Genomic DNA, 24,884 nt, shown 5'->3' with positions numbered 1-24,884 from the left:
ATTTTTAATGGAAACCATCTAATGCAGAAATTGATGGAACACATAATTAAAAATATAATTGTAATTTAGATCACCAAATTTTTTCCATGAAAACAACCTTCTTCCTTTTATCTCTATTCTTCAGTATCATTTGCTCTGCCCAAAAAGAATTTCAACCTGTGGGATCTGAGATTATAGAAACCGTAGATGGCGATCTTGACGGCGATAAAATCCCAGAAAAAGTAATTATCTACAATACGAAAGATACTACGGATATGGGAAATATCCGTGAAATCCAGATTCTAAAAAAAACAAATGGTAAGTGGGGCATTTTAGAAAAATCAAGAAAAGCCATCCTCGAAAGCAATCATGGAGGAATGATGGGAGATCCTTATCAGAGTATGGCCATTAAAAAAGGAATTTTAGAAATTACTCAGGCTGGTGGAAGCAGCTGGAAATGGGGATACACGGATAAATACCGTTTTCAGAACGGACATTTCGAACTGATTGGTTATTCCCTTAGCTACGGAAGACCGGGAGACTATTGGGCGGATATTGATTATAACCTTTCCACCGGACAGTTGGTATATTCTAAAGAAGTAGAAGGTAAAGATAACCCAGACAACGGAAAATCTGAAAAAGAAACCGTCATAAAAAAAGACTGGAAGATTAATTTACAAAACAGAAATTCAGAAGAAAGAACCTTTAAGTTTCCAAAAACAAAAGCTGAGTTTCATTTGTAGTCATATCTTTTGAAACTTCTGAGATATTTTAATGCTTAAGGCTTATCAATCCTCATCAAACTCATTGTTTTTGAGAAGCTCAGCCAGGACTTTTTTAGCACGCATTACCCTTACTTTGGTATTTGCAACAGAAATTCCCAACTCTTCAGCTATTTCTTTTATGCTTTTCTCTTCAAAAAATCTAAGTTTTATGATATCCTGATAATTGGCATCTAAGGATTCAATTGTTTTAATGATTTTCTTTTGCTCTTCGTCAGAAATCATCAGTTCTTCCGGAGATTTGGCAAACTGGTTCTTCACTTCATCCAGGTTTTCTGTCGGATCCTGATTTTCACGGCTTCTCTTCCTCCAAAAATCAATAACCGTATTCTGAGCAATTGTCAGTATCCATGTTTTAAACTGAAAATGAGGATCGTACATATCCAGTTTAGATAACACCTTTGAAAAAACATTGACCGTAATTTCATCTGTATCATTTTCGTCACGGACTTTTTTCATCACAAAAGAAAAGACATCCACCCAAAAAACATTAATGAGTTTTGTCTGGGCCTTCTGGTCTTTTTCTTTAGCTTTCTGAATAAGTGAAAATAACTGTTCGTCGTTCATTAGTAACAAATATAATTTATTTTCGGGGAAATGACAATATGGCTGAATGGCAAAATCGCAAAATCCAGGATTCGTAAAACAGTTACCTGGACAGCTTTTACATGATAAAATGATTATGCCGTGATCATGAAATCATGAAAGGTAAATTGACCCATATAGTATGGGATTCTTGTCTTTCAGTTTTTTGGCTTTTCGCTTTTTAGCCCTCACACTTTACCATCCGTACTTCTGAATTTACTATCTTTGCACAGTTAAATTTTAAAGAAAAATTATAATATGAATTCCTTTATTGAAGAATTAAAATGGCGTGGTCTTTTTGCTGATATGATGCCAGGAACCGATGAACAACTGAATAAAGAGGTAACTACTGCGTATATCGGTTTTGATCCAACTGCTGATTCTTTGCATATTGGAAGTCTTATTCAAATTAAAATTTTAGCTCATTTTCAACAGCATGGCCACAAGCCTATTGCATTAGTAGGAGGTGCTACCGGGATGATCGGCGATCCTTCAGGAAAGTCTGCGGAGAGAAATCTTCTGGATGAGGAAACACTTTTACATTATGTCGACTGTTTGAAAAATCAGCTTTCTCAGTTTCTGAATTTTGATGGAGATGGAGCCAATAAGGCTGAGTTGGTAAACAATTACGACTGGATGAAAAACATCTCGTTTTTAGACTTTGCCAAAAATGTGGGAAAAAACATCACTGTAAACTATATGATGGCTAAAGATTCCGTAAAGAAGAGATTCTCAGGGGAAGCCGGAGCTGAAGGGATGAGTTTTACTGAATTTACTTATCAGCTGATTCAGGGGTATGATTTCCTGCACTTGTACCAGAATAATAATGTAAAGTTACAAATGGGAGGTTCTGATCAGTGGGGAAATATCACTACAGGGACAGAACTGATCCGCAGAAAGGCACAAGGAGAAGCTTTTGCATTAACGGTTCCTTTGATCACGAAAGCAGATGGCTCCAAATTCGGAAAATCCGAGAGTGGTGAAAATTACTGGTTAGATAAGAAGAAAACATCACCGTATAAATTCTACCAATTCTGGCTGAATGCAACCGATGCTGATGCCGAAAGATTTATTAAATTTTATACATTCCTGGGTAAAGAAGAAATTGAAGCATTAATAGAAGAGCACAAAACAGCTCCACATGAAAGAAAGCTTCAAAAGAAATTAGCTGAAGAAGTAACCGTATGGGTTCATGGAAGAGAAGAATATGAAAAGGCTTTAAAGGCTTCAGAAATTCTTTTCGGCCGCTCCACTGCTGAAGATTTAGTAAGTCTGGATGAGGAAATTTTCCTTGAAGTTTTTGACGGAGTTCCACAAAAAGAAGTAGCAAAAGCAGATGTATTGGGAATCAACATTATTGATCTTCTTTCAGAAAAATCAGGATTTTTAAAATCAAAAAGTGAGGCCCAAAGAGAGATCAAAGGAAATTCAATTTCCGTAAACAAGCAAAAAATAAATGATACTTTTACAGCAAACGAAAGTGACCTGATCGATGGTAAATTTTTATTACTGCAAAAAGGTAAAAAGAGTTATTTTATTGTAAAAGTAGTATAATTCAAAATCATATATAAATATATAAAAAGACTATCTTTCTCAAGATAGTCTTTTTTAACTTTACATTATGTATATGCGTGTTTTATTAAAAACCCTCTGCAATAATCATATAAGTATAAGTATTGCCTCCGCCCGAGATATAAAATGTAACGCGATAATACTTATTCACAGAAGCATCTACAATGTGGATGATATTTAATTCGCTATTGGCAATCGAATCCGTATTAGATTTGTCTAAGAATTGGCCTGTTGAAAAATTTGTATTAGTGTAAGTAATTGATTTATTATCATATTCAAAACCACCACCTGCATATTGTTGATTGATTCCTAAAAATAATATCTTGTCATTGCCTGGGTTATCTGTTAGCGCCAAATAAGGTTTACAACCTCCTACATTGTCTCCATTTCTACTTCTAAAATAAAATTTAAATTGATCAATTTCTACTGCCCCATCTGTTAAAGCAGCTGTACAAGGTGCCGTTTTCGTAAAAATTATTTTTTTCACTTCACTGCCGCTTGTATTGGTTTGGGGTTGAAAGTAAGACCAAACCGGAGCTCCAGGTGTATTTGAATTATAATAAAACCCAGCTCTTTTTAGGTCCCCTGCACCTGTATTGTACACCAATAGACCTGTTGCAGGATTTAAAATGGTAGTAGCGTCTGTTGTTGATTTAAGAGCTACCCTATTTACTAAAAAACCTTTATTATCACTCGCTAATGTAAGATCAGCAGACGGATCTGGTGTAATAGTAGCCACACCTACATTTCCTCCGGAAGTTATTACAAAATCATTAGCTTGCTGAGTAACAGTAGGAACACCAGTCTTTTCGTTATCTTTCCCACCATCAACATGGAGAATTGCTTGAGGATTGGAAGTATTAATCCCTACTTGAGCAATTGTGATATTAAATATACAAAAGCTTCCTACTAAAAATAGTTTTTTTTTCATCTTGTTTTATTTTTGAATTAATTTTATACGTTTTTAATGGGATTATATTTTATTGATTATCTGACCAATATAACAAATTCTTTTTTTTTCTGCCAAAATTAGAATATGATTATGCTCAGTAATCGTAATACTTAGAAAGAAATTTTTATTCTATAAAAGGTTAAATTTAAATATGGTTTTGCTCTTTAATTTTATATTCTTTCACCGCAATAAAAAGTTTGATACCCATTTTTCTTCAACAATAAAGAGCTCAATGTTGTAGTTTACTTATAATATTTTTTTATCCAAATCAAATATTCTGTAATAAAAAATACTAATTCCCAACATGCACGTAGTGTTTAACAGAGCTACAAAAAATATTATCTGAAAATAAGAAAACCGCCTAAAAATAAGCGGTTTGTTCTTTATTTGTAAATTTGATTTTTATAATTCCAAGAAGCTGTGAAAAACAGCAGCACTTAAAACACCTTTACCAACAACGGTATCACTCTTTGCCACTTCTCCATCAATCCAAATGTTCACAATGAGTTTAGAATCATCGTCAGGCATCGTGGCATTAGCTGAAAGATTTAACTGGGCCTGGCTGGAGTTAACAAAAAATTCGCCGCTTGACCAAGGAAGGGTAATTGGAGTCAATGTAGTATTATACATATTATTTACCGTAGTTCCAACCTGAGTAACGATGGTTTTTGAAATAACACCTGTACTCCCCTTTACTTCAAATTGTACGATATGATCTTTAAAGTCTTCATCGTCATCATCTTTTTTACAAGAATTTAATATAGAAATTACCGAAAATAATACGATGAATAAAAAAGAAAGTCTTAATAAACTTTTTGATTTGTAAAATTGCTTCATTTCTCCAAATAGATTTTTTAATGTTTCAAATATAGGTTTTTTATCAATATAAAAATAACTTTTATGAAAAATTTCCAATAAAGATTTCCAAACAATATCAAATCAATAAAAATAATATTTATGTCTGATTTTAAGCATTATTCATATTTTATAGTTAAAATTAAAGCCGTGATTATTCAAAACATAAAAATTTAGCAATTTGATTTATTACTTATCTTTGTAGTATGAATTTAGATTATATTGTAAGAGAACCAGAAAATATTACTTCTTCTACTCCAATACTTTTTATGCTTCATGGTTATGGAAGCAATGAACAGGATCTTTTTAGTTTCAGGGAAACCCTCCCCGCCGACTGGATCATCGTTAGTTTCAGGGCTCCAAAGAATACTCAATTCGAGGGATATTCATGGTATGACATTGATTTTAATAATCCAGAAAACTTTATAGATGTCCATCAGGCAAAAGAATCTCTGAACAGTGTTCTGGAGAATATTCTAAAAATAATTAATCAATACGGAATTACTGAAAGCAGGGCCCATTTATGCGGCTTCAGTCAGGGTGGAATTTTATGCTATGCCCTGGCATTACAATATCCTGATTTATTTAATTATGTGGCGTGTTTGAGCAGCTATCCTGAAGAGAAAATCTTAGGTGATATCGTTAGAGATAAAAAGAAATTGGAAAAGCTTAGATTTTTTGTATCCCATGGAACCGATGATGCTGTAATTCCATTAGAATGGGGAAGAAAGGCTGCAGATCTGCTGTATGAATTGAGTTGTTATTTTACTTTCAGAGAATACATGAGTGGACATGGAGTAAATCAAAAAAATTATATTGACCTTATGGATTTCTTTTCGAAATAATTTACGGATAATAAAACATATCAGACAAAACATTAAAAATTACATAAACATTCTCAAAATAGAGAATGTTTTTTATTTTACATAGCGATAAATTGCTTATATTCAGTAAATGAAATATCGATGTTTTATCTGGCTTTTATTGATTAGCATTTTTATCAATGCTCAGAACTCTTTTGAGATTAAAGATGCTAAAAAGACGGTAGTTCCATTTAAGCTGATTAATAATCTGATTTTCATTCCGGTCAATATTAATGGAGCAGATCTAACCTTTTTGTTAGATACAGGAGTTGCTGAAACATCAATTTTCAGCCTCGAAAACAAAGAAGTAAAACTAACAACACTTGAAAAGATCAAATTTTCAGGTTTGGGTGGGAACGCAAGTATAGATGGATTTCGTTCCGATAATAATACAGGTACAATAGGAAAAAATTTCATCAATAAATCTCTGAGCCTTTTTATTATCGTTAATCAGGAATTTAATATTTCTTCTCATGTAGGAATCCCTGTTAACGGGATCATAGGATATCATTTTTTTAAAGATCATGCTGTTTCTATAGATTACGTTTCCAAAAAGATTACCATCTACAACGATATTGAACTGCTTAGGAAAAAAACCAAAAGATTTGAGGAGTTTCCCATTTCTATTGAAAAAAATAAACCGTATATTGAAGCAGAGGTTGAAATGACCAATGAAAAGAAGACATCCAAACTTCTTATAGACTTAGGAAACAGCGATCCTATATGGCTCTTTCCTACTCTTATAAAGAATTTTGTGTACAACCGTCCTAATATTGATGATTTTTTAGGCAGAGGATTTAACGGAGATGTATACGGAAAAAGAAGCCGTATTCATAACTTTTATCTGGGGGATTTTAAATTTGAAAAACCTCTTACCGCGATGCCGGATGAGTTTTCTATTCAGCATGTAAATCTTGTTGAAAACAGAAGGGGTTCAGTGGGAGGAGAAATTCTCCGCCGATTTACTATCATTTTTGATTATCCTAACCAGAAAATCTACTTAAAGAAAAATAAAAATTATGACGACCCCTTCCATTTTAATATGAGTGGTCTTGATTTTCAACAGGATGGATTATCCTGGGAAAAAGATTTTGTAGCCCTTGAAACCGGTGCAAAAAAGGCAAGTAATGAAATCGAGGTGATTAATAATAACTTACAGTACAAATTTGTACTAAAGCCTTTATTTTCTATTGCAGGTGTACGTAAAGATTCTCCCGCAGATAGAGCAGGACTAAAAAAAGACGATCGGATTATTACAATCAATGGTAGAAAAACCCTTGACATGACTTTGGAATACATTATGGAACTGATGAAATCTGAAGAAGGAAAAACCATTACCATGCTTATAAAAAGGAAAGACCAGGAACTTACACTGAGCTTTACTCTGGAAGACCCAATCCCCTATCAGGAATAATATGAAAACAGAAGAAACCACATTAGATAAGATACGCACACGACCGAGGTTTAAAATGTTTACCCATCTCAGTAAGGAAGAATATGCTGAAAACCTTAACAAATACCTCAAGGAACACAAAGGAGAATTTTCCGGCAATGTCAATAAGGAGGTAGCTACCATCTGTGTAGAAACACCTTATGATAATTACTGGAAACCCAGACTTTCTCTTCGCGTGGAGGCAGAAGATGATGATATTGTGATCCGTGGAGTATTCGGGCCAAGCTCGGCTGTGTGGACCTTCTTTATGTTTCTCTATTTCTCTTTTTCGATTTTATGGATGACCTTTTTCACCATGTACTATGTAGAAAAACAAATCAAAAGCAATGAATTTCCTTGGGCACTCAATGCCTCGTTTATCATGTTGCTTTGTATTGCCGCAACATATGCTGCGGCCAGATTCGGACAAAGTAAAGCTAAAGATGAAATGCAGAAGCTCAGAAAATTTGCAGAAGAATCTACTTTACAATTTGAAAAGAAGTCTTAAGGTGCAAGCACTTGGGGCTTCACTGCAGGTTCCTGAATCTCAACAGCCTTCGCTGCCTTGATAGAATCTGCTACTTTTTCCCTGTTCTCCTGCTCTTTTATTATTTTTTCAATATGGGGCTCTATGAGCTTATTCATTTCTTCTACAGAAATATTATTTGCATTAGGATCATCCAACAGATTTCTCCACGGTTTCCTGTGCCCCCATTTGTAATCACCAAAAACCATTACTGCAGTTCCTTTTGCTTTAGTGGTGGCTCCTCCCGGATTCAGGATCCAGGTATCTGCATAAGAATATAACCATTGGGCATCATTTTTCAATAGCCGTAGACACGAATGCGATGCCGGATAGCCGGGTAGGTCATATTGATGCCATCCGATTCCTCCTGTGTTAAAAATATTGAAATTATAAGGTAATTTCCATTCACTACTAACCGTCGAAATGGAAAGCTTCTTTTTCCAGTTGGCAAAAGTTAATCCTCTTGTGGTCTGTGCGGTTTTTTTTCCCATACTGGTTGGTCCCCACTTTACAAGACTCCCGTTGGAATACACTCCATACGCCTGAATCGGATAAGAAAAAATAACAAATTTCTTTACATTACTCAATACATCCAATTGCATTGGAAAAGGTGAATAAGCCATCAGTGTGGTATCTATTTTGGTCGGAACTACCAATGTATCAGAATTCCATTTATTTTTAGAATCCAATCTGTTCAGTGCTAAAATAGCATACCGTTCTCTTTCATTATATTTTTTGCTGAATGCAGCATATACAGAATCTCTAAGCTTTTTATCTTTTGGAAGTACAAAAGCATTATAAAAGCCGGTTTCCTGCATTGCCGGAGGTACAGATTCCTTTTTAACCACTGAATCTTTTTTTATTGAATCAGTTTTTTCCGTTGGACTTTCTGTGGTAGTTGTATCGGTTCCTAAAGTATCATTTATTTTTTCAATTTCCTTTTTACATGATACTAAAAATAAAACCAGTATAAGACTGTATAAAAAAGATTTTTTCACAATTACGTTCATAAATTTAAAAGGTCGATTAGTTTTGCTACTCAGTACAAATATCAGACCTAAAACGGAATAATCATAATGATGGTTAAAAATATCGTAAAAATACGGTTAAGAACGATTAAAGTATCAGTATAAAAGCTGACTGACACTATCATTATCTATGAAAAATCAATTTGTTTTCATTAATAAAAACAAACCCGCCGGGTTTGAGAAATGAATTCAACATAAAAACAGATATAAAACAAATACATTACTGTGATATTGCTACCACAAAACTTATTTTTACTAATATTGCATTATTAAATATTTAACAAAAGACACAAAACCTATGATTAAAAAACTAATTATTCCGTTTCTAGCCTTGCTATGTACAATATCCTGTAGCAGAGATAATGAATTCAGCAATGGATCATCAGATTACAACCACACGCGTCCTGTTGGCGCGTCAGCCAACGACCTATTAAGCAATAACCGGTATAATTCATTATTGATCGAAATTCAGTATATGCCGGGATATGCCCCGAATTCGCAAGCTGTTGATCATGTGAAAAACTTCCTATCCACTTTTCTCCGCAAAGATGGTGGTATAACCGTTATTCAAAGAGAAATTCCGGGAACGTCCTCCTCCACTTTATCTGCGGATGATATAAGACAAATTGAGAATACAAACCGAACTGTATTTACCAACGGATCAACTCTTGCAGTAAACATTCTATATACCAACGGGAAATATAGCGGCAATTCTAATACGTTAGGAATTGCATACCGCAATACTTCAATTGCTTTATTCGGAAAAACAATTCAGGAAAATTCCGGAGGATTTGGGCAGACCAGCAGAACAAAACTTGAAGCTACAGTGCTTGAGCATGAACTGGGACATTTGATGGGATTAGTAAATCTAGGATCACCGATGCAGACAGATCACAAAGATTCTTCCAATGGAAACCATTGTAATAATCAAAATTGTCTGATGTACTACGCTTCTGAAACCACAGATATTTTAGGCTTTATTATAAATGGAAATGTTCCTCAATTGGATAATAATTGTAAAGCTGACCTTAAGGCAAATGGTGGAAAGTAACTAACAAAAGGATAACATTATATAAATACATTGTATAGTATAAGAATATACCATACAATATATTTTATTTCTCTAATAATTAAGCTAATATCCTTATAACTCCATTATAGATCTTAAATTAAATGATAAGAATGCATTTCAGCTAAAATACTATACTTTAATGATTCAATTCTTACACAGATTTTTTTCTTGTTATCTATTTTTATTATTTCACAGTCATAATTTTCAAAAGGCCCTGAAGCGATTCTCCTCTTCTCACCAACTTTAATATCTAATGAATTTCTAAGTTCAACATCTGAGAATTCATTAAGAAATACTCTTATTCTATCTATTTCTTCATCAAGAACACGAACCAGTCGATTTCCAAACTTGATAAATATGACCACACCTTCAATCGCAAGAGCTCGTAAGTAATCTTTTATTGTTTCTAAATAAATAAAAACGTAAGAACTAAAAAGCGGTTTTTCAACCTTCTTTTTACGATCACTCCATTGAGAGATTGTTTTATTGAGAGGTAAATACACTTTGAAATTTTGCTCAGTTAGGATTTGAGCAGTTTTTTTTTCGTAACGTGATTTGGTATAAATAACATACCATCCTTTCATGAAATTCATTTCTATATAATTATAATCATTTTACATCTTCTCCTTTCAAGTCACACCTGTTAACTTAAATTTTTCTTGAAAACTATAAGGGACATGAAATAACAGAAAAAGACATTTGCAATACTTCTACTTTTCCTTACCATGAAATAAAACGTTAGTAGATATGTTCACACTTCTTCTATCTGTAGAGCAAAGATGCATTAGCTTTACACAGTTAACAACTAAAGCATATCTAGATTTATAAATCTGGGGTAAGTTATTATAAGAAATTTATACGTACGGATAATGCAATCGAGATTTAATCATATAATTATCAATAATTTACAAACACAAACTAATAATATAATTAGGAAGGAGTTTAAAATATGTATTTTGCTTTTTAAAGCATAAAGTTCAAAAGAAACTGTTACTTATCTCTGATTTATTTCAATATTTTATGTTTTCACATCGTATAAAATAGATTTCATTTACATGATTCTTTATAAACGGAATTGAATGATAAAAAAACTTTACATACATAAAGTAAGGCTGAAATTTATGCTAATACTATCCTTTAAAAAGAAAAGTAAAAAATGCTCATGTATATTTGATATTACTTCGAGTAAGGATAAATTAAAAAGTAATTATACTTAGATAGCATGATCAATCTATCACAAAAGATGAAATTTCTGATTATTGACAGGGAAGTAGTTTTTGTGTTGTAGAACTCCATTATAAGCTCACATTCTTTCTTTATGCCAACCACAAATATCTATATAGTAAATCAAAAGTAAAAAGGAAATCTTTCCGATTATATTTACTTTAAAAACAAAAAATGCTGTAAATAATATTACAGCATTTTATATTGCGATCCGGACGGGACTCGAACCCGCGACCTCCGCCGTGACAGGGCGGCATTCTAACCAGCTGAACTACCGGATCAGTAGTCCTGAGTTTATTAATCAAATTTGATATGCGATCCGGACGGGACTCGAACCCGCGACCTCCGCCGTGACAGGGCGGCATTCTAACCAGCTGAACTACCGGATCAGTAGTTCTATAATTTCAAATAAATTTGATTGCGATCCGGACGGGACTCGAACCCGCGACCTCCGCCGTGACAGGGCGGCATTCTAACCAACTGAACTACCGGATCAAATTTTGTTAAAGAACTTGTTTCTTTTTTGTGATTGCAAAATTACACCTTTTTTAATTACCTGCAAATTATTTGTTAAAAAAATGCCTCCCAAAAGCGGAAGGCATTCATTATCAAAGTTATTTTTTTTATAAGTGTGCGCTTAATTTTTCTGCGATCACTTCTTTTGGTGTTACTCCAACTAATTTATCAACAACTTCACCATTCTTAAAAATAAGAACTGTAGGGATATTTCTGATGCCATACTGCATAGAGATTTCCTGGTTGTTGTCTACATCTACTTTTCCTACTACAGCTTTTCCTTCAAAATCTGTTGCTACTTCTTCAATGATTGGTCCCAGTGTTCTACAAGGTCCACACCATACCGCCCAAAAGTCTACCAATACTGGTTTATCAGATTTCAAAACCGTTTCCTGAAATGAGCTATCCGTAATTTCTAAAGCCATTTTTTTTATTTTATTTAAATTAATATTCTATTGTTTTTTTAATCCTTAATTGGATCATCAAAATTACTACTTTTCAGCAATAAGGTTATCTATGCTGAACATTTGTTTTTTCTATAACCAAATCATCTGAAATTTCTTTCAGGGCATTTACGAAAACATCAATATCCGCTTTTGTGGTCATATGGCTAAATGAAATACGTAAAGGTGTACAATTATCCATTTCATCTTCTGATAGAACCATCATCATAACCATTGAAGGTTTTGATGCTCCTGACGAGCAAGCACTACCCTGAGAAATGGCGATCCCTTTCATATCCAACTGCAAACCTATTAGCGGATTTTTATATGGTAAAAGGGCACTTAAAACAGTGTATAAACTATTTTCAGTTTCAGCACTTCTTCCATTGAACTTAATCCCTGCTATTTCAGCAGATAATCTTTCAATGGTATAATTTTTTATTTCCTTAATATGATGGGTGTATGCTTCCATATGATTAAGAGAAAGCTCTAAAGCTTTTCCAAGCCCCACAATACCTGCAACATTCTCAGTACCGGCTCTCAGACTTCTTTCCTGAGGTCCTCCTGTGATAATCCCCTTAAGGCCTGTCGCTTTCCTGATAAAGGCAAAACCTACTCCTTTTGGTCCATGGAACTTATGTGCACTGCATGAAGCAAAATCTACCGGAATGTCAGAGAAATCAAGATCGATATGCGCCATGGTCTGAACAGTATCAGAATGCAGAAGTGCATTATTTGCTTTGCATATCTCAGCCATCTTTTTAAGGTTGGTAATATTTCCGATCTCATTATTGGCATGCATTAAGCTTACAAGGGTCTTTTTATCTGATGCCTTTAAAAGTTCTTCCAATTTATTAAGATCGATATCTCCTTTTTCATTCGGACGGATATAAACGACCTCTACCCCTTTTCTTGCCTTCATATCGATTATACTCTCTGAAACACATTTGTGTTCCAGTGGAGAGCTGATGATTCTTTGTACTCCAAGGTGTTCCACACTGGATTTAATGATCATATTGTTGGACTCTGTCCCACATGATGTAAAAATAATCTCAGCGGGCGTTACATGTAGATAATCAGCCACCTGCCTTCTCACATTTTCGATCAGGATTTTAGCTTCCTGCCCAAAGCTATGTGTAGAAGAAGGATTTCCAAAGTTTACCTTCATGGTACCTACCATTGCATCAATAACTTCTTCTGAAAGGGGTGTTGTTGCTGCGTTATCTAAATATACTTTATTCATTTTATTTTGAATATTTTAATACGACGGAATTGAATTGATAATTGGAAGGAACTGTAAAAACCACCCAAGGATTGGATATCACCTGGATCTCCATTCCTCCGGACTCACGCTGTGGAACTTCTACATACAAAATATTATCCTTCACAGAAAGACTTTTTATCTCACTGATCTTATGGTCTCCTGACCTAAAAGTTCCAAGGTTGTATAAAACAGCTTTTTGATTTTTTGGAAAGGCAGGGTATTTAATTGCTGCATCCTGTCCTAGTTCAGCAAGGCTGGAATTACCTTTTATAATTTTCTGAAGCTCTTCTTCACTTTTAAGAATTTTGAAGCCAGCGGTTTCAGTGCCACCCTGAGATTCAGAAACAAGGATTTCACCTCCTTTTTGTGTATCATTAGATACTGAAGACGGTGCACTTGTACAGCTCATGAAAAAAGCAAGGAACCAAATAAACAGTTTATTCATTGTTACATTTTTACCTCCCAAAATTAGTGAAAAAATTGGTAATGTCCTTCATTTGCCCATTTCAGCATTTGCTTATCTCCTGAAGTATCGCCAAAAGCGATTATTTTATCGTATTTTGAATTGTTGATCTGCTCCTGGATTCTTATGAGTTTTTCTTTTCCGTTACAGTTTTTCCCTATAAAATTCCCTGTAAAAATACCGTTTTTAAACTCTGCACGCGTGGAAACCAGCTGCATTTTCAATTCCTCTGCAAATGGTTTTACCCAGATATCCAGAGAAGCCGTAACTAATAGACTCTGAGTATTATTACGATCTATATTTTTAATAAAGTCGAGTGCATTTTCACGCACAATCTTAGGATAGTGCTGCTCAAAAAACTGTCTCGATTTTCGTTCTATTTTTTCTTGTGATTGTCCTTTCAGTATTGAACCGATGAAGCTTTTTTTGACCTTTTCCGTTTCCGCCAGTTTTAATTTCAATAAAATAAACAGAGGAACATGTCTCAAAAATTGTATATGGTATTTCGTAGAATCATAAAATTTCAGATACATAAACATTGTATCCTTATAGGTAATCGTTCCATCAAAATCAAAACAATACAATTTTTTCATTTTATCAGAGCTTTAATTTTTTAAATACAAATTCAGGAATATTCCTGATCATCATCATAATAATTCCCCAGACAGGCAATACATAAGCTACATTTTTTTGTTTTTTATACGCATTGTAAATGGAAGCTGCAGCCTGTTTTGGCTTGGCCGTTAACCTTGGATTTAACGGAAGCCCTTCTGTCATTTTAGTTTCCATAAACCCTGGTTTAATCGTCAGCACATGCACTTTCTTATCAAACAGATAATTCCGTAGCCCGCTTAAATAGGCTGTAAAAGCTGCTTTTGCACTTCCATAAATGAAGTTACTCTGCCTCCCTCGATCTCCTGCCACAGATGACAATCCTATGATTGTACCTGATCTTCTGCTTTCAAATTTCTGGGCAAAATAATTCATCACAGGAACCAGTTTTGAATAATTGATATTAATTATTCTTTCCGTATTTTTATTATCATACAAACCTTCTTCTGTTCCATCTCCTAAATATCCCGTTGCACAAAATAATACATTTGAATTGACATGATCAAATCGGGTGTAATCTATTTCTTTCATTAAATCCAACTCAATCACCTCAGCCTGTTGCAGAAATTTAACATCAATATGTCTTGCGAACCTTTCCGTGGTTTCCTTATTTGAGGTCAGAAGATAGATTTTCTCATATTTTTCACCTTCCTGCAGAGCCTTTTCAACAAAGGCTTGTGCTACTTCAGAGGTACTTCCCAGAACTATCATTTATGAATTATTATTTATGATTCTTTTGTGCTGTAACGACACAAATTTAGGATTTTGAATATTTTTAAGGTAATTCGTCAAAGAAGATTTACTCATGCTGTCTTTGGTCAAATAAATTCTACCTCCGAATTCCTGAACAATATCATCAAGCTGTTTTACCAGCTTTTTAAGTTTCGAATTTACTTTAAAATCAAGTGCCAAAGTGTACCCTTCTATAGGAAATGAGTTGTAAGCTTCCTCGTTATTCTTTCCAAAGAGTTTTAAAACAGCCAGAAAGGATCCATTTCCGCTATTGGCAATGGTTTCCAGGATCTTCTTCATCCCCTCCTTTCCGGAGTCTTTAGGAATTACCATCTGATATTGGATAAAACCTGATTTACCATAAATTTTATTCCAATCGGTAACAAAATCCAGAGGGTAAAAGTATGTTTCATAATCTATAAAGCTTTTAACTTCTTTTTTAGACTGCTTTTTATAATACAGCAGATTAAATATTTTTACCGTTAAAGCATTCAGGACAAAGCCCGGAAAATAAAAAGGGACAGTTGGTTGAAACTTTTTCTTTAGCCGTAGAGGACTTTTTGCCATATTCTGAGGAAGTTCATGCTGAAAAGCATGTTCTCCCCTCATCAAAATGCTCCTTCCAATATTTTTACCCTTTTGTAAGCAATCGATCCAGGCAACAGTATATGTCCAGTTTTCACTTTCTTCAAAAAGCCTGAATATTTCATCAAGGTTTTCAGCTTTAATACTTTCCTGGCGAATATAAGCTGATTCTATATTTTTAAGCTTAAACTTTGCCGTCAGAATGATGCCCGTAAGTCCCATTCCGCCGATAGTTGCCCAGAATTTATCTGAATTCGTCTCTCTTGAACATGTTATGATCTCCCCATTTTCATTCATGAGTTTAAACTCAATGACATATTCTGAAAAACAACCTTCTGAATGATGGTTTTTACCATGTACATCTGATGCGATGGCGCCTCCAACAGTAACAAACTTGGTTCCCGGAGTTACATAAAGAAAGTATCCTTGCGGAACAGCTATTTCCAAAACATCTGAAAGCAGCACTCCGGATTCACATTCTATAATACCATTCAACCGGTCAAAGCTGATAAATTTATTGAGTTTTTTTGTCGAAAATATATGTTCCCCTAATGAAGCATCTCCATAACATCTCCCATTCCCTCTTGCGATCACTTCATTATGGTTCAATACAAATTCCCTTATATTTCTGAAGCTGTCTTCAGACTTCATTTCTTTTTCCACTACAGGAAAATTGCCCCAATTGGTAACTTTTTGTATGAAATTCGGCTTCATTTTTTAAAATAAATTTGAATTAAAAATGTTGCAACCCATAATAGTAAGGTAACCTGTATATACCTGTCCCTGTACACTATTTTTGTAGGGGATTCCGTTCTGTTATACACTAGAGTCTGCTGCAGGTATCTGAGAAAGGCAAATACTACAAAAATAACGGTATAAAAAACCCTTTCATGAAATTTTGCCTGCACCTCTGGTGACAGGGTAAACATTAAATAACACATAATGGCTAATGTAACAGAAATAGACAGTGCTATATCGGCAAACTGTACGTTATAACCATCCAGAGCACGTCTTGTCTTACCCGAAACCTGCGCATTGATTAATTCACCTCTTCTTTTTCCTATTGCCAATACCAATGCCAGAACAAATGTAAGCAGTATAGCCCATTGTGAAATACTTATTCCGGTAATGTAACCTCCTGCAAGAACCCTTAATACAAACCCTGTGGCTATGATAAAAATATCAATAATAGGAACATGCTTCAACCTGAATGTATAAGCAAGATTCATCACAAAGTAAAATGCAATAATGGTTGCAAATTTCCAGAGAAGTTGCTCGAAATAGAACTGAGCAAAAAGAACAAGGAAAATATCTGTAATTGCGAGTCCTATTAAAATTCCTATAGCTTTTGATTTAGAGATAGCACCACTCGCCAGCGGTCTTCTTCTTTTTTCAGGATGCCTGCGATCTGCCTCTATATCATTGTAATCATTCAGAATATAAACCATGCTGGCAGCAAGCGAAAAGATAACAAAAGCAAAAATACTCTTGGTAAGCAGATCAAGGTTTTTGATATTGCCGGAAAAAAATAATGGCACAAAAACAAATAAATTTTTTACCCATTGTTCTACACGCAGCAGTTTAAGATATTTCTTCATTTATGTTATTTCAATTGCAAAAATAGTAATTTCAAGATGAGTAGCATAAAAGTACAAAAAAAACCGCCGTGGCGGTCTTTTAAGAAAATATTTATATATTAAATTAATTACTTGCCTTGTTTGGCTTCATTAATCATTTTTTCATTGGCTGTAATGGCAAATTCTACCCTTCTGTTTTTTGCTCTTCCTTCTTCCGTATCATTGCTAGCTACAGGCATATTTTTACCTTCTCCTTTCGTAAACATTCTTCCTGAAGCGATTCCTTTACCTGCTAAATATGCTTTAACCGCATCTGCTCTTCTCTGAGAAAGGGCCATATTATAAGCATCTTTACCAACGCTATCTGTGTGTCCATAGATATTGATGTTCGTGTCAGGGTTATTGGCCAATACCTGAGCTAATTTATCAAGGTTGGTCTGAGCTACAGAGGTAAGGTTAGATGAATCGAATGCAAAGTTTACTATACTTTCGTTCATCGTCACTTTAATACCATCTCCTACTCTTTCTACTTCAGCACCAGGTAAAGTTTCTTTAATTTCTTTAGCCTGCTTATCCATTTTGTTACCGATAACATTACCTGCAACACCTCCAATAATACCTCCCAATACTGCTCCTAATGCTCCGTTTCCTCCTTTACCTACGTTATTACCTAAGATACCTCCAAGTACAGCTCCCGATGCAACACCTACTGCTGTACCTCTTTGCTGGTGGTTAGAATTCTGAACTGCTTCACAACTTGTCAATAATAAAGTTGATGATAGGAAAATACCTGCGATATATGTTTTATTAAATTTCATCTTTTTAATTTTTTCTTGTTATAAATTATTTCATTCCAGTTCTTTGGAAATTGTATACCACTCTCACTGTGCTTCCATCAAATGGAACGTTTTGTTCAAGTGAAAACTGATCTGTAGATTGGTTGATCAAATTTAAAGAATAACCAACCGTATTTTGTTTAGCTTTTGTTCCTTCAGCAATTTTCTTAAACATAAAAGTATTTCCACCTTTAACTTCAAATTTAATTGGCTGTGTAATGCTAGGGCAACTTCCACCTCCATTTAAGGTATAAGATCCTGTGTAGTTATTGGGAATCAATCTCCAATGACTTCCTACGAAACATTGTGCATCTGCTCCTTCATCAAACGGTTTAATTTTAAATCCTTTATCATAATCGATACTAACAATCTCCCAATCTCCTTTAATCTTTAAAAAATCAGATTTTTGGTTTTGTGATGTTTGTGCATTTTTCACTGAGGAACAAGACACTGCAAAAAGTGATGTTCCCAACATTCCTGCAAGTAGTAACTTTTTCATTTTGTCGTTTATTTTTTGTTACATTAAAGTTACAAAAAACCGTGCCAAAATTGAAAAATAAAAACAAAAAAGTCCGAAAAATTCGGACTTTTTATCACATACACTGTAATACAGTGAAATATATTATTTTTTAACGGCCTTTTTTACGGATTTCGTAGCCTTTTTTACAGCTGATGCCTTACCGTTATAGAAGTTAGTATAAGCATATTCAGCAGCCTTCTTTAGATCGATAACACCTCCGGCTTGAGAAAGGTCGGCAAATCCATTTTCCGTACTTGGATTACTTGACTTTACAAGAGCTTCAATAATCTGGTCAGGTCTTAAATTAGGCATATACGCTAATAAAACCGCAGCAGCACCGGCAACAACAGGTGATGCCATTGAAGTTCCCTGAAGATATTCATATTCACTCGTTGGAACCGTAGAATAAATCTCTTCACCCGGAGCAAAAACATTTACCATTTTCTTGTTAAAGTTAGAGAAGCTCGCTCTCAACTCATTGTTTCTATTAGTACTTGCTCCAACAACAATCACGTTATTTACGAAAGGTTTTTCGTCTGTAATATTTTTAAAGTTGGTAGGATATGCAAGATGCTCAGCAACATCTTCATTTTCATTTCCGGCTGCCTTTACAAGGAGAACTCCTTTATCTTCGGCATATTTGAATGCATCCCAAACAACATTTTTACCGGGAGACACTGGTTTTCCAAAGCTCATATTTAATACTTTAGCTCCATTATCTACAGCATATCTGATGGCGTTAGCAACATCCTTATCTCTCTCATCTCCATTAGGAACAGTTCTCACGGACATAATTTTTGCTACTCTTGAAGCTACCCCGTACTGAACTTCTTTCCCCTGAGGTAATCCAGCAATAATACCCGCAACGTGAGTCCCGTGTTCTGCATCAGGCCCCTGATAATGATTATTACCGTAATTTTTTTGAGAATAATCATCATAGTTATCTCCAACAATTTCGGCTCTTGTATCATAGCTTAGATCATATTGTTTTGCTGCAGGAGCAAAATGATCGATAGCGCCTTTCATTTCTTTCTTCATTGAAGTTTCGAAATCTGCAGAAGATTTCCCTGCAAATTCAGGACTATGGGCAACCTGAGTCAGAATATTAAGTGCAATTGCATCTTTTTGTTCTGTTGGAGCCTTTATAGCAGCAATATTTTCAGAAGTCACTGATTTCCCTCCTAACAATTTAATCATGTTCGGAATCAGATCATTGATCATTGTGTATTGCTGGAGACTTTGCTTAGCTTCAACACTTTTCTTTGTGAAAAGTTCTTTAGCCTTCATATACATGGCAAACTCTTCAGGCATTTTAGCTTGATTGGCTTTATTCTTAGTAGAATCATCTCCTTCGAATACAGGCTTATATTTAGCTACGACCCTTGTCACCTCCATATTATCCACGTCTACATCACCATTCTTTCCTCCGATAAAATTCCATCCGTGAACATCATCGATATAGCCATTACCGTCATCATCTTTTCCGTTACCCGGAACTTCATTCGGGTTTGACCAGATATTTTTGATCAGTCCCGGATGATCCACCTGCACTCCACTGTCCAGAACACCTACAACAACAGTCTTAGGCTTCAGACCTTTAGATTCTAAATATTTATATGCATTTTCTGTATTGACACCATATACTTTGGTTGTTCCAAAATCTTTATGGTACCAGGTCATTAAATCTTTATTTTCTTTCGGGTCAACGCTCTTCGCCTGTGCTTCCTGTGCAAAAGCAGAATTAAAGCCTGCTAAAAAGACAGCAGCTAATAATACCTTTTTCATGCTAGTATGATTGTTTAATATTTTTTATATAAGTCAAAGATTCAGGCCCTTTGTTACAAATAAGGTCCAAAATTGACAGATCACTTAAAAATCCCATTTTATCAGAAAATGTCTGATAGTAATCATCCATTTTATATTCGGAAGCAAATTTTGCAGAAAATTTTTCTCTGAAATTTACTTCTTCAGGATTTTTGATATACTCTTCATTCAAAGAGTATGCCTTTTCCGTTTTTAGGATTTGTTGTATGATCTCTAAACCTTTAAGATTGAAATCCAAAAGATAGTTTTCTTTTAATTCAAATAATCTGATCAGTTTATCTTCATAAAATTCGAAATAAGGAGAACTTTGATAAGCTGTCTTGATAGATTTCCAGTGGAGCTTTCTCCAATCTTCCCTGTTGGAGATCTCTATTTCTTTGAATTGTCTTTTACCCGTATGACTGATCGGGATGATCAAAGAAAGTTTTCCGTTTGCCCCATAAATATTCGCCCGGTTTCGGTACGTCTGTTTGGGAAAATTTTCGAATTGTTCAAAAGTAACCTCATTTTCAGGATCTAAAAACACTGAAAACCAGGAAATCGGTGGTAAATAAAACACCGGTAATAATACATTCTTCATATTCATAATACAAAAATGAAGTATTTTTTCAAATACTTCATTCTATTTTAAAATTTATTTTACTTTATAAATCCTCCTCAGTTTTTTTCTTTCTGAATAGTTTAACAAAATAGTCCCATCCGAAGAATAGAATAAGAATCATCGCTGCAATCCACCAGTATGAAGTTTTATTGGCTTCTCCTGTATTTGTAGCTTTAAACATTCTCTCCCAACGGATCTTGAAAGGCGCCTGATATGTAGAGCTGGCATCTTTGAAAACACCTTGCAGACTCATCCATGTAAACATTGGCTTTCCTACAATATTTTCTTCAGGAACAAAACCAAAGAATCTTGCATCAAGTGAAGCATCTCTGTTATCTCCAACCATCATATAATAATCCTGTTGTATTGTATACTGATTGGCTTCCTTACCATTGATTAAAATTTTTCCGTCTTTATTTTCCAGGCTATTGTGTTCATACTCCGAAATAATCCACTGATACATCGGAAGCGTTTCTTTATTAATTGCGACCACATCACCTTTCTTAGGTATTCTAAGAGGTCCGTACCAGTCCTGATTCCAAGGCTTATTGATAGGAAATATAGATTGAGTGGTATCGATACTTTTTGTGTAAGCCGTTCTGTCGGCGTTAAGCTTGTGCTGAACCGTAGCTGAGTCTTTAGGAAAAATACTTTCTTCCATATCAATTACGTTCGGCAATGCTTTGATCTCTTTAGCCGTTTTATCGGTTAATCCCTGGAACATGTATACAAATCCTTTATCCGTCTGCATTTCCCGTACCGGTAAGAATCCATACGTATTGTATAATCCTGGAATATCCAATTGAGTACCTGTGTTAACTGTATATGCGTGCTGAACTTCCTGATCCCCTAACACCGTTTCTGGTTTTCCGTTTACAAAAAGTCTTCCAGCTCTCATTTCAAAAGTATCGCCGGCAGTTGCCACACATCTTTTTACATAAGGGTCTTTCCTGTCAATAGCTGTATGCACTGAATCCTGAGGATAGTTGAAAACAAGGACATCATTTTTCTGAGGTTTGCTGAATTGCATTATTCTGGCGTAAGGTAGCGTCACTCCATCAACATAAGATTTGGGATCATCCTTCGGGTTTCCTTTTTCTCCGGAATCAAAGATTGTTCCCTGTAAGAAAGGAATTGCAAGCGGACGCATCGGCAACCTGTACCCATAGCTCCATTTATTTACAAAAAGGAAATCTCCTACTAAAAGGGTTCTTTCCATTGATCCTGTAGGAATACCGAAAGGTTGTGTTACAAAAACGTGAATAATCGTTGCAAATACAACAGCAAAAGTCACTGAACCGATGAAGGAATCTTTCTTTTTGGCATTTTTCTCTTCATCCGTCAGGAATAGCTCATTTTCGTCTTCTACTTCTGTATCTTTAGAATAATTGACCGTAGCCATGTAAATGAACGGCAAAATAACAGTTAGAAGCTGGTGCTGGAAAAGATTTTTTCCAAACTTTTTCATAAGATAAATATGAAAAACCGACATCATAATCGGACCTACGATCGGCAAATAGGATAAAATAGCCCACCATCTAGGGTGTTTGGTCTCTTTTAAAACAATAAAATAATTGTAAAAAGGTATAAAAGCAAATAAAGGGCTATACCCTAATTTTTTGAACAGCTTCCATGTTGAAATCCCCATTAATACGGATAAAATGAGAACGTATACTGTATAAGTTAAAAAATAATTCATAAATTTCGTGCCTTATTCTATTGATTTGTGTTGAGCAACTGTTTTTATTAGTTTACTATTTGGAGCATTTGTTACAAGTTAAAGCCCTAAAACATCTTTCATTGTAAAGTTTCCTTTCTTGTCTTTAATCCATTCCGCAGCTACTACGGCCCCTAATGCAAAACCGTTTCTGTTAAATGCGGTATGCTTTATTTCAATTTCATCCACTTCACTCCTGTAAAAGACACTGTGCGTTCCCGGAACTTCATCTTCACGAATAGCGAAAATACCCAGCTGATTCCCCTGAGTTTCTTCAAGCTTCCAGGCATCAAATTTGGGATTATTTCTAAATATTCCTTCGGCCAGAGAAATTGCCGTTCCGCTTGGAGCATCCAGTTTATGAATGTGGTGAATTTCTTCCAACTGACAAGAATATTCGTTAACATTTTTCATCAGATCAGCCAGCTTTTCATTTAAAGCAAAGAATAAATTAACGCCTAAACTAAAATTGGAACCATATAAAAATGCCGTCTGATTTTCCACCGCAATTCTTTCTACTTCAGCCTTTTTCTCTAACCATCCTGTTGTACCGCAAATCACTGGAATTTTATTTTCCAGACATGCTTTTATATTATTAAAAGCTACTTCAGGTAACGAAAACTCGATAACAACATCTGGATTATTAAGGTTTTCAGCAGTTGGAGTTTCTTTAAGGCGGGCAACTACTTCATGTCCTCTATTTGTTGCAATCTCATCAATGATCTTGCCCATTTTTCCATATCCAACTAATGCTATTTTCATGTAATTTATTTTAGATATACCTACTTACGATCTAGAACCTGTAACTCAGACTTAATCCGGTCTTTGGAGGTTCGATACTAAACTGGTCCTGAATAACTGTAGGTTTAAAAGTTAAATCAGGGTCATGGCGGCTTTCATAAAGGTGTGCATCTACAACAGCATCTACTATACTCAGGATATAGATCAGCCCGGTAATTGCGATTGCATAGTCCCTTTGTCTTTTCGCTCTGTCCTGAACGTTCGCCAGTGCAACTTTATCAAGCCATGGACGACTATCGATAAATTCATTAGGAGTTCCGTTCAATTTAGCAATATAGTACTCTCTGTACTTCTTGTATTGTTTATCATTCCACATGGCTATTCCTACTCCGGTACCTACAGCACCCCAAACGATAGGAATTTTCCAGTATTTTTTGTTGTAAAATTGCCCTAGTCCAGGGAAAACAGCCGAGTATAAACCCGCTTTTGTTGGATTTAATTTTAATGTTTTTGCTGTGGGACCGTTGGCCTTTTCCAGATCAGCCACCACTTTAGCTTCAGACTTTTGAGGCTTTGCGGCAGGGATACTATCCTTCGGGTAGTGCTCTACCCGAATGGTATCATTAGGATTTACTTGTGAGTAAGCAGCAGCATACAGGCACAAGAAAAAAGTGAACAATAATTTCTTCATTTATTTAATGTGGGATAGAATATATTCCAATTCATCCTCATTCTTAAAGTCAAGAACAATTTTACCTTTTTTACCATTTCCGGTGGTTTTGATCTCCACTTTTACATCTAAAATGTCAGCAATTGTTTTCTGAGCTCTCTTATAGTTATTGGAAAGTTCAGCCTTTACCTTTTTGGCAGCAGGTGATTTTGGATTTTTTAAAGCTGTAGCAGCCTGTTCAGCCTGACGTACATTCAACTGTTCTTTAATGATAAGGTCAAACAAAATTTGTTGTAGCTCCTCATTTTCCATACTGATAATAGCACGGCCATGTCCTGCAGAAATCTCACCACTTCTGATAGCATTCTGAATATCCGGGCTTAGTCTCAATAACCTGATAGAATTGGTAATCGTACTTCTGTCTTTTCCTACTCTCTGGCTAAGGTTTTCCTGAGTCATTCCGATTTCGTCCAAAAGTCTTTGATACGTCAATGCAATCTCAATAGAATCAAGATCTTCCCTCTGGATATTTTCAACAAGAGCCATTTCTAAAAGCTCCTGATCGTTTACCAAACGGATATAAGCAGGAACAGAAGTTAGTCCGGCAATTTTACTCGCTCTGAAACGTCTTTCCCCTGATATAATTTCAAATCTCTCGCCTTCTTTTCTAAGAGTGATCGGTTGGATCACCCCTAAATTTTCTATAGACTGAGCGAGTTCATTGAGTGCTTTTTCGTCAAAATAAGTTCTTGGCTGGGTTGGGTTGGGATAAATATCTTCAATCGCTACTTCTACGATATTTCCAACAAACTTATCCGCTCCCTCATCAGTAGCAGAGTTCACTGTAGCTTTGGATTCAGCACTTAAAATAGCACCCAAACCACGTCCCATAGCTCTTTTTTTGTCCTTCATA

At 35.1% G+C, this 24,884-nt stretch carries 26 protein-coding genes and 3 tRNA genes; 6 read left to right on the top strand and 23 right to left on the bottom strand.

Translation table 11 applies throughout. The annotated features are described in order from the left end of the window. The first annotated feature begins 86 nt into the window (after positions 1-86). On the top strand, positions 87-722 hold the full coding sequence (locus AC0INN_RS00495; protein ID WP_273650932.1) for a hypothetical protein: 636 nt from the start codon (positions 87-89) through the stop codon (positions 720-722). A gap of 45 nt (positions 723-767) precedes the next feature. Here AC0INN_RS00495 and AC0INN_RS00490 read toward each other — a convergent pair whose 3' ends face one another. Then, complete coding sequence (locus AC0INN_RS00490; RefSeq protein ID WP_273650931.1) at positions 768-1,328, bottom strand: RNA polymerase sigma factor; 561 nt, start codon at positions 1,326-1,328, stop codon at positions 768-770. Between the two features lie 276 nt (positions 1,329-1,604). Between AC0INN_RS00490 and tyrS the strand changes: the two genes are divergently transcribed. Next, positions 1,605-2,900 (top strand): tyrosine--tRNA ligase, encoded by a 1,296-nt coding sequence (gene tyrS / locus AC0INN_RS00485; RefSeq protein ID WP_273650930.1) that lies wholly within the window; start codon positions 1,605-1,607, stop codon positions 2,898-2,900. 85 nt (positions 2,901-2,985) lie between these two features. Here the strand turns inward: tyrS and AC0INN_RS00480 are convergent, their stop codons facing one another. Continuing rightward, positions 2,986-3,849 carry a hypothetical protein gene (locus AC0INN_RS00480; protein ID WP_273650929.1) on the bottom strand — a complete coding sequence of 288 codons (864 nt, stop codon included), beginning with the start codon at positions 3,847-3,849 and terminating at the stop codon, positions 2,986-2,988. Between the two features lie 423 nt (positions 3,850-4,272). Beyond that, positions 4,273-4,785 carry a hypothetical protein gene (locus AC0INN_RS00475; RefSeq protein ID WP_306611176.1) on the bottom strand — a complete coding sequence of 171 codons (513 nt, stop codon included), beginning with the start codon at positions 4,783-4,785 and terminating at the stop codon, positions 4,273-4,275. A 146-nt stretch (positions 4,786-4,931) separates the two neighbouring features. Between AC0INN_RS00475 and AC0INN_RS00470 the strand changes: the two genes are divergently transcribed. The 3 genes from AC0INN_RS00470 (at position 4,932) to AC0INN_RS00460 (ending at position 7,528) form a co-directional block, all read left to right on the top strand. Next, positions 4,932-5,570: an alpha/beta hydrolase gene (locus AC0INN_RS00470; protein WP_172276721.1), complete on the top strand. Its 639-nt coding sequence runs from the start codon at positions 4,932-4,934 to the stop codon at positions 5,568-5,570. A gap of 109 nt (positions 5,571-5,679) precedes the next feature. Next, positions 5,680-7,002 (top strand): PDZ domain-containing protein, encoded by a 1,323-nt coding sequence (locus tag AC0INN_RS00465; RefSeq protein WP_172276718.1) that lies wholly within the window; start codon positions 5,680-5,682, stop codon positions 7,000-7,002. A gap of 1 nt (position 7,003) precedes the next feature. Further along, positions 7,004-7,528: a hypothetical protein gene (locus AC0INN_RS00460; protein ID WP_172276716.1), complete on the top strand. Its 525-nt coding sequence runs from the start codon at positions 7,004-7,006 to the stop codon at positions 7,526-7,528. On the opposite strand, the gene AC0INN_RS00455 is transcribed toward AC0INN_RS00460, so the two are convergent. Continuing rightward, entirely contained in the window at positions 7,525-8,544 is a 1,020-nt protein-coding gene (locus AC0INN_RS00455; RefSeq protein WP_273650926.1) for a L,D-transpeptidase, read from the bottom strand. The genes AC0INN_RS00460 and AC0INN_RS00455 overlap by 4 nt on opposite strands. Before the next feature lie 328 nt (positions 8,545-8,872). On the opposite strand from AC0INN_RS00455, the gene AC0INN_RS00450 reads away from it, so the two are divergent. Continuing rightward, complete coding sequence (locus AC0INN_RS00450; protein WP_306611169.1) at positions 8,873-9,625, top strand: M12 family metallo-peptidase; 753 nt, start codon at positions 8,873-8,875, stop codon at positions 9,623-9,625. A gap of 113 nt (positions 9,626-9,738) precedes the next feature. Here the strand turns inward: AC0INN_RS00450 and nusG are convergent, their stop codons facing one another. The 19 genes from nusG to AC0INN_RS00355 form a co-directional block, all read right to left on the bottom strand. After that, positions 9,739-10,230 (bottom strand): transcription termination/antitermination protein NusG, encoded by a 492-nt coding sequence (nusG, locus tag AC0INN_RS00445; protein ID WP_273650924.1) that lies wholly within the window; start codon positions 10,228-10,230, stop codon positions 9,739-9,741. Between the two features lie 847 nt (positions 10,231-11,077). Continuing rightward, positions 11,078-11,151, bottom strand: a tRNA-Asp gene (locus tag AC0INN_RS00440). Between the two features lie 34 nt (positions 11,152-11,185). Beyond that, positions 11,186-11,259 (bottom strand) — tRNA-Asp (locus AC0INN_RS00435). Positions 11,260-11,291: 32 nt separating this feature from the next. Continuing rightward, positions 11,292-11,365, bottom strand: a tRNA-Asp gene (locus AC0INN_RS00430). Positions 11,366-11,493: 128 nt separating this feature from the next. Beyond that, positions 11,494-11,811, bottom strand: coding sequence for a thioredoxin (gene trxA, locus AC0INN_RS00425; protein WP_034682284.1), 318 nt, complete (start codon positions 11,809-11,811; stop codon positions 11,494-11,496). 85 nt (positions 11,812-11,896) lie between these two features. Beyond that, positions 11,897-13,072, bottom strand: coding sequence for a cysteine desulfurase family protein (locus tag AC0INN_RS00420; protein WP_273650923.1), 1,176 nt, complete (start codon positions 13,070-13,072; stop codon positions 11,897-11,899). 1 nt (position 13,073) lies between these two features. Next, entirely contained in the window at positions 13,074-13,538 is a 465-nt protein-coding gene (locus tag AC0INN_RS00415; RefSeq protein ID WP_172276704.1) for a hypothetical protein, read from the bottom strand. Between the two features lie 23 nt (positions 13,539-13,561). Further along, entirely contained in the window at positions 13,562-14,149 is a 588-nt protein-coding gene (locus AC0INN_RS00410) for an HAD family hydrolase (protein WP_172276701.1), read from the bottom strand. Between the two features lie 4 nt (positions 14,150-14,153). Continuing rightward, positions 14,154-14,879 carry an SDR family NAD(P)-dependent oxidoreductase gene (locus AC0INN_RS00405; protein ID WP_273650922.1) on the bottom strand — a complete coding sequence of 242 codons (726 nt, stop codon included), beginning with the start codon at positions 14,877-14,879 and terminating at the stop codon, positions 14,154-14,156. Continuing rightward, entirely contained in the window at positions 14,880-16,199 is a 1,320-nt protein-coding gene (locus tag AC0INN_RS00400) for an FAD-binding oxidoreductase (protein ID WP_172276695.1), read from the bottom strand. After that, the gene (locus tag AC0INN_RS00395; protein ID WP_172276692.1) at positions 16,196-17,083 is read right to left on the bottom strand and encodes a decaprenyl-phosphate phosphoribosyltransferase; all 888 of its coding nucleotides are present in this window, start codon (positions 17,081-17,083) and stop codon (positions 16,196-16,198) included. Before AC0INN_RS00395 ends, AC0INN_RS00400 begins: the two co-directional genes overlap by 4 nt. A 107-nt stretch (positions 17,084-17,190) precedes the next feature. Then, positions 17,191-17,880 (bottom strand): YiaD family glycine zipper/OmpA-like lipoprotein, encoded by a 690-nt coding sequence (locus tag AC0INN_RS00390; protein WP_172276689.1) that lies wholly within the window; start codon positions 17,878-17,880, stop codon positions 17,191-17,193. Between the two features lie 25 nt (positions 17,881-17,905). After that, a complete protein-coding gene (locus AC0INN_RS00385) occupies positions 17,906-18,397 on the bottom strand; it encodes a lipocalin-like domain-containing protein (protein WP_172276686.1) in 492 nt (163 codons plus the stop codon). Between the two features lie 123 nt (positions 18,398-18,520). After that, positions 18,521-20,203: a S8 family serine peptidase gene (locus tag AC0INN_RS00380; RefSeq protein ID WP_172276663.1), complete on the bottom strand. Its 1,683-nt coding sequence runs from the start codon at positions 20,201-20,203 to the stop codon at positions 18,521-18,523. 1 nt (position 20,204) lies between these two features. Beyond that, on the bottom strand, positions 20,205-20,828 hold the full coding sequence (locus AC0INN_RS00375; RefSeq protein ID WP_373428002.1) for a WbqC family protein: 624 nt from the start codon (positions 20,826-20,828) through the stop codon (positions 20,205-20,207). Between the two features lie 58 nt (positions 20,829-20,886). Next, entirely contained in the window at positions 20,887-22,542 is a 1,656-nt protein-coding gene (lepB, locus tag AC0INN_RS00370) for a signal peptidase I (RefSeq protein ID WP_273650920.1), read from the bottom strand. A gap of 78 nt (positions 22,543-22,620) precedes the next feature. Beyond that, positions 22,621-23,322 (bottom strand): 4-hydroxy-tetrahydrodipicolinate reductase, encoded by a 702-nt coding sequence (dapB, locus tag AC0INN_RS00365; protein ID WP_172276654.1) that lies wholly within the window; start codon positions 23,320-23,322, stop codon positions 22,621-22,623. A 31-nt stretch (positions 23,323-23,353) separates the two neighbouring features. Further along, entirely contained in the window at positions 23,354-23,992 is a 639-nt protein-coding gene (locus AC0INN_RS00360; RefSeq protein WP_172276651.1) for a DUF5683 domain-containing protein, read from the bottom strand. Next, positions 23,993-24,883, bottom strand: a complete 891-nt coding sequence (locus AC0INN_RS00355) for a ParB/RepB/Spo0J family partition protein (RefSeq protein ID WP_172276648.1) — start codon at positions 24,881-24,883, stop codon at positions 23,993-23,995. Position 24,884 lies beyond the last annotated feature (1 nt).

The sequence above is a fragment of the Chryseobacterium subflavum genome (assembly GCF_055762745.1).
This window is presented reverse-complemented; position numbering and strand designations above follow the sequence as displayed.

Bases quoted from the DNA above. Each gene is read 5' to 3' on its own strand.
- lepB (WP_273650920.1), bottom strand. From the start codon at position 22,542: ATGAATTATTTTTTAACTTATACAGTATACGTTCTCATTTTATCCGTA.
- AC0INN_RS00490 (WP_273650931.1), bottom strand. From the start codon at position 1,328: ATGAACGACGAACAGTTATTTTCACTTATTCAGAAAGCTAAAGAAAAA.
- AC0INN_RS00495 (WP_273650932.1), top strand. From the start codon at position 87: ATGAAAACAACCTTCTTCCTTTTATCTCTATTCTTCAGTATCATTTGC.
- AC0INN_RS00410 (WP_172276701.1), bottom strand. From the start codon at position 14,149: ATGAAAAAATTGTATTGTTTTGATTTTGATGGAACGATTACCTATAAG.
- AC0INN_RS00480 (WP_273650929.1), bottom strand. From the start codon at position 3,849: ATGAAAAAAAAACTATTTTTAGTAGGAAGCTTTTGTATATTTAATATC.
- tyrS (WP_273650930.1), top strand. From the start codon at position 1,605: ATGAATTCCTTTATTGAAGAATTAAAATGGCGTGGTCTTTTTGCTGAT.
- AC0INN_RS00400 (WP_172276695.1), bottom strand. From the start codon at position 16,199: ATGAAGCCGAATTTCATACAAAAAGTTACCAATTGGGGCAATTTTCCT.
- AC0INN_RS00405 (WP_273650922.1), bottom strand. From the start codon at position 14,879: ATGATAGTTCTGGGAAGTACCTCTGAAGTAGCACAAGCCTTTGTTGAA.
- AC0INN_RS00460 (WP_172276716.1), top strand. From the start codon at position 7,004: ATGAAAACAGAAGAAACCACATTAGATAAGATACGCACACGACCGAGG.
- AC0INN_RS00395 (WP_172276692.1), bottom strand. From the start codon at position 17,083: ATGAAGAAATATCTTAAACTGCTGCGTGTAGAACAATGGGTAAAAAAT.
- AC0INN_RS00420 (WP_273650923.1), bottom strand. From the start codon at position 13,072: ATGAATAAAGTATATTTAGATAACGCAGCAACAACACCCCTTTCAGAA.
- AC0INN_RS00450 (WP_306611169.1), top strand. From the start codon at position 8,873: ATGATTAAAAAACTAATTATTCCGTTTCTAGCCTTGCTATGTACAATA.
- AC0INN_RS00380 (WP_172276663.1), bottom strand. From the start codon at position 20,203: ATGAAAAAGGTATTATTAGCTGCTGTCTTTTTAGCAGGCTTTAATTCT.
- AC0INN_RS00470 (WP_172276721.1), top strand. From the start codon at position 4,932: ATGAATTTAGATTATATTGTAAGAGAACCAGAAAATATTACTTCTTCT.
- dapB (WP_172276654.1), bottom strand. From the start codon at position 23,322: ATGAAAATAGCATTAGTTGGATATGGAAAAATGGGCAAGATCATTGAT.
- AC0INN_RS00390 (WP_172276689.1), bottom strand. From the start codon at position 17,880: ATGAAATTTAATAAAACATATATCGCAGGTATTTTCCTATCATCAACT.
- nusG (WP_273650924.1), bottom strand. From the start codon at position 10,230: ATGAAAGGATGGTATGTTATTTATACCAAATCACGTTACGAAAAAAAA.
- AC0INN_RS00415 (WP_172276704.1), bottom strand. From the start codon at position 13,538: ATGAATAAACTGTTTATTTGGTTCCTTGCTTTTTTCATGAGCTGTACA.
- AC0INN_RS00465 (WP_172276718.1), top strand. From the start codon at position 5,680: ATGAAATATCGATGTTTTATCTGGCTTTTATTGATTAGCATTTTTATC.
- trxA (WP_034682284.1), bottom strand. From the start codon at position 11,811: ATGGCTTTAGAAATTACGGATAGCTCATTTCAGGAAACGGTTTTGAAA.
- AC0INN_RS00375 (WP_373428002.1), bottom strand. From the start codon at position 20,828: ATGAATATGAAGAATGTATTATTACCGGTGTTTTATTTACCACCGATT.
- AC0INN_RS00385 (WP_172276686.1), bottom strand. From the start codon at position 18,397: ATGAAAAAGTTACTACTTGCAGGAATGTTGGGAACATCACTTTTTGCA.
- AC0INN_RS00360 (WP_172276651.1), bottom strand. From the start codon at position 23,992: ATGAAGAAATTATTGTTCACTTTTTTCTTGTGCCTGTATGCTGCTGCT.
- AC0INN_RS00355 (WP_172276648.1), bottom strand. From the start codon at position 24,883: ATGAAGGACAAAAAAAGAGCTATGGGACGTGGTTTGGGTGCTATTTTA.